Origin of the sequence: Vulcanococcus sp. DEBay_Sum22DG08_74, from assembly GCF_017852955.1 — a bacterium.
Classification (GTDB): Bacteria; Cyanobacteriota; Cyanobacteriia; order PCC-6307; family Cyanobiaceae; genus Vulcanococcus.
The window spans coordinates 1-5,917 of sequence record NZ_JAFMKL010000102.1 but is presented as its reverse complement, the minus strand read 5'-3'; the positions used below and the strand labels follow the sequence as shown (position 1 = coordinate 5,917).

The 5,917-nt window shown below is 62.8% G+C and carries 7 protein-coding genes; 3 read left to right on the top strand and 4 right to left on the bottom strand.

The genetic code is table 11. From position 1 onward, the window contains the following. Positions 1-247 (bottom strand): hypothetical protein (locus QZ184_RS09625; RefSeq protein ID WP_296419312.1); only part of this gene is annotated, 247 nt, incomplete at its 3' end. Positions 248-343: 96 nt separating this feature from the next. Then, positions 344-1,804, bottom strand: coding sequence for an ammonium transporter (gene amt, locus QZ184_RS09620; RefSeq protein ID WP_247477818.1), 1,461 nt, complete (start codon positions 1,802-1,804; stop codon positions 344-346). Between the two features lie 357 nt (positions 1,805-2,161). Here amt and QZ184_RS09615 point away from each other — a divergent pair, with 357 nt between their 5' ends. Together QZ184_RS09615 and QZ184_RS09610 are read left to right on the top strand one after the other, a co-directional pair. Continuing rightward, positions 2,162-2,386 carry a DUF4278 domain-containing protein gene (locus QZ184_RS09615; RefSeq protein WP_296419309.1) on the top strand — a complete coding sequence of 75 codons (225 nt, stop codon included), beginning with the start codon at positions 2,162-2,164 and terminating at the stop codon, positions 2,384-2,386. A gap of 96 nt (positions 2,387-2,482) precedes the next feature. Next, positions 2,483-2,701: a hypothetical protein gene (locus QZ184_RS09610; RefSeq protein ID WP_247477794.1), complete on the top strand. Its 219-nt coding sequence runs from the start codon at positions 2,483-2,485 to the stop codon at positions 2,699-2,701. Here QZ184_RS09610 and QZ184_RS09605 read toward each other — a convergent pair. Together QZ184_RS09605 and QZ184_RS09600 are read right to left on the bottom strand one after the other, a co-directional pair. Next, on the bottom strand, positions 2,698-3,783 hold the full coding sequence (locus QZ184_RS09605) for a calcium/sodium antiporter (RefSeq protein ID WP_296416786.1): 1,086 nt from the start codon (positions 3,781-3,783) through the stop codon (positions 2,698-2,700). The genes QZ184_RS09610 and QZ184_RS09605 overlap by 4 nt on opposite strands. A gap of 56 nt (positions 3,784-3,839) precedes the next feature. After that, positions 3,840-4,949 carry a DUF389 domain-containing protein gene (locus QZ184_RS09600; protein WP_296419307.1) on the bottom strand — a complete coding sequence of 370 codons (1,110 nt, stop codon included), beginning with the start codon at positions 4,947-4,949 and terminating at the stop codon, positions 3,840-3,842. A 109-nt stretch (positions 4,950-5,058) separates the two neighbouring features. Between QZ184_RS09600 and QZ184_RS09595 the strand changes: the two genes are divergently transcribed. Beyond that, on the top strand, positions 5,059-5,917 hold an 859-nt coding region (locus QZ184_RS09595; RefSeq protein ID WP_296419306.1), incomplete at its 3' end, for a SulP family inorganic anion transporter.

Here is a 5,917-nt window from a genome sequence, read left to right as displayed (position 1 = left end):
TGGCGCTCAAGTTGGTGCGGGGCGCCCGGGGAACCCGATCAATCCAGGGCGAAAGACTCATCACCAGCAGTGGAACCACCACGAGGCCCAGCAGCAGCATCACGCCCAAAAAGTGACGCACCACCAGGGTGATGAGCGGCACCTGGACCGACTGGGGCAAGACCTGCCGGCAGTCCACGCAAACCAAGCGCGGAGGGCGCTCCTCGGTTTTGGTGAGCAAGCGCGCACCGCAGCGGGGGCAGGGCAAAAGCGGCACCCTTGGGCCCGTCCATGCTGCCAGCCAAGGCCCTGAGGCAATAAAAAAGGCCCGCCGAAGCGGGCCCATCGAGCAGAGCTCAGAGGATCACTTCGCCGAAGCGAAATCGGGGTAAGCCTCCATGCCGTGCTCACCGATGTCGAGACCTTCGATCTCTTCCTGCTCAGTGACGCGGATGCCGCCGAAGAGGCCGCCGATCACGGACCAAGCAATCCAGCAGGTGACCAGGGTCCAGATGGCGTAGGCCGCACAGCCCAGGGCCTGAATGCCGAGCTGGCTGAAGCCGCCGCCATTGAAGAGGCCAAGGCCTGCAGAACCGACGTCCATGCCATCAACGCCCCAGAGGCCGATGACGAGGGTGCCCCAGACGCCGCACACACCGTGGACGGAGAAGGCGCCGACGGGATCGTCAATGCCAGAGGCATCCAGTGCGGAGACTGCGAAGACAACGATGATGCCGCCGACGGCACCAGCGACCCAGGAGCCCACCAGGGTCATGTTGCCGCAACCGGCAGTGATGCTCACCAGACCGGCCAGGATGCCGTTGATGATCATCGTCAGGTCGGGCTTGCCCGAAGTCAGGGTGGAGACGATGGTGGCAGCGATGGCGCCACCGGCAGCCGCCAGGGTGGTGGTCACAGCCACGTAGGGCACGTACTGGTCCATCGCCAGCTCAGAGCCGGGGTTGAAGCCGTACCAGCCGATCCAGAGGATCAGGGCACCCAGGGTTGCAATCGACATGTTGTGGCCGGGGATGGCCTGGGGCTTACCGCCCACGAACTTGCCGATGCGGGGGCCAAGCAGCATGGCGCCCACCAGGCCGGCCCAAGCACCCACGGAGTGGACGATCGAGGAGCCAGCGAAATCAATGAAGCCCAGCTCGCTCAGCCAGCCGCCATTCCACTGCCAGGAACCGGAGACCGGGTAGATAACAGCAGTCAGAACCAGCGCGAAGATCACGAACTCGCCGAACTTGACGCGCTCAGCCACGAGGCCAGAAACGATCGTGGCGGCGGTGCCGGCGAAGGCAGCCTGGAACAGGAAGTCAACGGTGGGAACCAAGGCTCCCTCGGTCACCATCTCAGCGGTGACGGTGGGGTCAAAGAAGAGGCCGTTGAAATAAAGCCAGCCATCCACCAGGGATCCGCCGTACATCAGCGAATAACCAATGAACCAGTAGGCGGTCACCGCGAGGGCGAACACGAACAGGTTCTTGGCAAGGATGTTGACGGCGTTCTTCTGGCGACACATCCCGGCTTCGACCATGGCGAAACCGGCGTTCATGAAGATCACCAGGATCGTGGCCACCAGGAGCCACATGTTGTTGGCCAGGAACGCTGCGTTGAGCTCGGGGAGCTCAGCGGCGCGGGCCGAAAGGTTGAACACGCCCAGGCCGAAAAGAGCCAGAGGCACACAAGCCAGCCAGGTCAGCGAACGGCCGGAGGACAGTCCTCGCACCTTGCGGAGCAGAAGCTGAGGAGCCTCCAGCAAGCTCGCTTCCTGCAGGCTCTTCGACCGAGGCCGAGAGACAGGAGAAGCAACAGTCATCAAAAAGCAGTCGCTGGGTGGATGACGGATTACCGCCATTAGGTGCCAATGTTCCGCATCACAGACCACCGTCAAGGTTGCATTCGCTACCAATTCGCAAGTCCATCAGGAATTGCGCTATGGCAGCAGAAGGAAAGTGAAGAAAAAACGTTCAACGGGCCACAGTAACTATTACAAAAAAGACAAAAAAGAGGCTTTTGTTCACTCTGAACATTCTTCATCAGCTAGAAATGCTGCAGAAGGACAAAACGTTGAGTGAGCCCCCTTTGGGCCTGGCTCCACCGGAAGTAGCCCACCGCGAGGCGAAGCAACGCTCCTTCCCACGAAGCGGACAACCAGCCAACCCTTCGAGGCCCGATGACCACCATGAGCAAACTCCAGTACCGCGGCGTCACCTACGACAACGCCAACCACGAACAGCCCACCAGCGCTCCCGTTGAGCACGCCTACCGCGGCCAACATTTCGAAGCGCCCCTCCGCCACGAAGCGGCTTCAGTCGACACCGCTGTCGATCTGCAGTACCGCGGGCAGCACTACCACCACCGTCAGGCCGAGGCCGCTTCCCAGGTCAACCAAGGCTGATTCCGCCCCAAAACCAAGGCTTTTGGTTTTGGTTCGCGTTGATACATCAGCGTCCAACGCCTCCCCCTCCAATAGGGGGAGGTTTTTTTGTGGGCCATGGACATCACCCTGACGTCCGTCGGAGAGAGCTACAACCTCAAGCACCGCACGGTGATGGGGATGCTCTGGCTGCAAACCCACTTCGCCGATGAAACCTGGGACTTGATCTGCTCAGGACAGGTCAATCTGAACCGCCAGAGCAGCGAAAGCCTCTACAACGACGCCACCGCCGCAGGGGTCAGCGTGTCCATGCTCCCGAGCGTCGTCTGCTCCTAGCCAGCGCTCCTGCGCTGTTGCATCCAGCGCAGTGAGGTCCAAGTCAGGAAGACCAACACCAGGGGCAGAGCTGCCACCAAGACGAACAAGCGGAATTCATCAATACCCGGAGCCGCCGTACTGCTGAGGATCTGCTCAACCAAGTAGAGGCCGTAGGCGCCAAGCAAGAGCCACCCCTCGAGGCGATTGATCACGCCGCCACTCCAGAAAATCGGCAGGCAGGCCAAGGTCGTCAGCACCATCACTGGGAAATCACGGCGCAACAGCTCAGGGCTGACCAACAGTCCGTCCTGACCCGAGAGCAGGGCGCACAGACCCAGGATCAAGAGCTGGTTGAGCAGGTTGCTGCCCACCACGTTGCCGATGGCAAGATCCGCCTTACCCCGGTAAGCCGCCACCAGGGACGTCACCAGTTCAGGCATCGAGGTGCCAGCTGAAACGATTGTCAGACCGATCACCGCCTCACTCACCCCGAGGGTCTGGGCCGCAGCGATGGCGCCTTTGATCAGAACCTGGGAGCCCACCACCAGCAACACCAGACCCAGGGCCAATTTGACGATGGCCACGGGTGTGGTGGAGGCCCCTTCCGCATCAATGTCATCAAGACCGTCCTGGTGGTCTTCCCGCGCCGAGCGCACCTCCCAGACCAGGGTGATCACCAGTGCCGTCAACAGAGCCAGACCCGCAACCCAGGAGAAGCTCCCGGATGAGGCCATCGCCCAGGTGGCCATCGACACAGCGATGAGCAGCGGCACATCCCGCCGCACCAAGCGACTACGAACGCGTAGGGAGGTAATGGCCGCGCTGGCGCCCAACACCACCATCACGTTGAAGATGTTGGAGCCCAGAACGTTGCTAACGGCAATCGAGTCCCCGCCGGAATTTCCCTGCAGGGTCGAGAGCAAGCTCACAAACAGTTCAGGTGCGCTGGTGCCAAAGGCAACGACCGTCAGGCCGATGACGATCTGAGGAATGCCCAGCAACAAAGACAGGGCTACCGCGCCGGCCACAAACAACTCGCCCCCGCCAAAGAGGAGCAAGATGCCCGCGACGATCTCCAGAAAGGTGAGGGCGTCAGGCATGGCCAGCAGCGGACTGGCCCAATTGTGCACAGAACAGCCGAAATGTCTTCAGGCCGTTACCCCGGCACGGCCGGAGCCGCGGGCGGCGGGGCGACCGCTGGAGCAGGGGTGATGCCGGCCGGCTCAGCTTTCTCTGGAACCACCTCTTGGGGTTCTTCCACGGGGGTGGGTTCGGGGTTGGGTTCGGTCTCAGGACCGATCACGTCAATGGAGACCCGCTGGACCAAAAGGCGGTAGCGGAATTTTTGCGTCCTGTTGATGAAGTCCTGAACCGCCGCAACCTGTTTCGGGGTGGGCAGGTTGGGGCGACTCACCCGAACTGCCGCCTTGATCAAAGGGGGGTTTTGCGTCCAATCGATCTTGACGTCGGTGAGTTCTGAATCCTTACCCAAGGTGATGGTGCGTTGGCGCAGGCTCTCGGTGATGGCCCGCTCCACCTCCTGAAGGGCCTGACGCTGTTGGGCTTGTCCCAGCAGCGTCACAAAGCCACCGGTCAGCGGAATCAGCAGCAGTCCCGTCAGGAGCAGGCTCACCAGACCCATCTGACTGCGGAAGAGCTGCTGGCGCAGGCTCGCCTGGGTGGCCACCAAGGTGAGCAATCCCCCCGAAAGAATGCCCAGCAGGTTGGCGGCAAACAGCAGGGCTGCGCCCCTGGCCGGTTCCCACTGCTGAAGCGACAGCAACAGGCCCAGGACACAGACCGGAGGCACCAAGGCCACCGCAATCGCCGTGCCTGCAACGGATGACACCGCCTCCGGCTTGAGGCGGCCGTAGGTCGCGATCGATCCCGCCACCAAAGCAATGCCCAAATCCAGCAGGTTCGGCGTGGTGCGCCCCAGGACCTCATCGCCCAGGACTGGCAGGTTGGCCACCCAACCCAGGGCCGCTGAGGTCAGCACCGTGATGCCGACGCCCACGGCCAGGGTCAGCAACGCACGGCCCACCAGGGCCAGTCGTCCCTCCAGGATCGCGAAGGAGGCACTGCGCAGGGGCAGGATCCAGGGGGCAATCAACATTGCCCCGATCACCACCGCGGCGCTGTCCGCCAACAGTCCCAGGGTGGCGATCAGGCTCGCCGCAACCGTGAGCACCACATAGGACTGATCCAGGCGGGCTTCCCGCTCAAAGCTGGCCTCCAGGAACGCCAGGGGTGTGGGCTCGCCCATGGCTCGCGCAAAGTCCTGGGCTCAGGATGACCGATTCGCTAACGCCCTGCCGGCAAAGCCCCAATCGATTCGGCTCAGACGTAGCGTTTTGGCCCCATTGACAGTGGTCATGACCCCGGCGTCGACGTCCCAACGTGCGTCAAGTTTTCGCCTGCTGAATCAGATCAGCACCAACAACATCAAAGGGGATCTCTTTGGCGGCGTCACGGCCGCTGTGATCGCCCTACCGATGGCCCTGGCCTTCGGCGTCGCCTCAGGAGCCGGGGCAGCTGCCGGCCTCTGGGGTGCGGTGCTGGTGGGCCTGTTCGCGGCCCTCTTTGGCGGAACCCCCAGCCTGATCTCCGAACCCACCGGTCCCATGACCGTGGTGATGACGGCCGTGATCGCGAGCTTGACGGCCCGCAATCCCGAGCACGGGCTCGCCATGGCCTTCACCGTTGTGATGCTGGCCGGCCTCTTCCAGATCGCCTTCGGTCTGCTGCGGCTCGGTCGCTACATCACCCAGATGCCCTACACGGTCATCTCGGGCTTCATGAGTGGGATCGGCCTGATCCTGATCATCCTGCAGCTGGGACCCTTCCTCGGTCAGGCCAGCCCGAAGGGCGGCGTCATGGGCACCCTCAACAACTTGCCCCAGCTGCTGGCCAACGCCCGGCCCACCGAGATCACCCTGGCCGTGGTGACAATGGCCATCCTCTGGTTGACCCCGGCGGCCGTCAAAAAAGTGGCCCCACCCCAGCTGATTGCCCTGGTGGTGGGGACGCTGCTCTCGATCACCGTCCTGGGCGGCGGTGGAGGCGAGGAGATTCGCCGCATCGGCGAGATCGCTTCCGGCTTCCCCGCTCTGCAGATTCCCCACTTTGAGCTGGGCGAATTGCAGTTGATGTTTGTCGACGCAGCCGTGCTGGGCATGCTGGGCTGCATCGATGCCCTGTTGACCTCGGTGGTGGCCGACAGCATCACCCGCA

Excerpts from the sequence above, each read along its gene's own strand:
- QZ184_RS09605 (WP_296416786.1), bottom strand. The coding sequence starts at position 3,783 with ATGCCTGACGCCCTCACCTTTCTGGAGATCGTCGCGGGCATCTTGCTC.
- QZ184_RS09600 (WP_296419307.1), bottom strand. The coding sequence starts at position 4,949 with ATGGGCGAGCCCACACCCCTGGCGTTCCTGGAGGCCAGCTTTGAGCGG.
- QZ184_RS09610 (WP_247477794.1), top strand. The coding sequence starts at position 2,483 with ATGGACATCACCCTGACGTCCGTCGGAGAGAGCTACAACCTCAAGCAC.
- QZ184_RS09615 (WP_296419309.1), top strand. The coding sequence starts at position 2,162 with ATGACCACCATGAGCAAACTCCAGTACCGCGGCGTCACCTACGACAAC.
- amt (WP_247477818.1), bottom strand. The coding sequence starts at position 1,804 with ATGACTGTTGCTTCTCCTGTCTCTCGGCCTCGGTCGAAGAGCCTGCAG.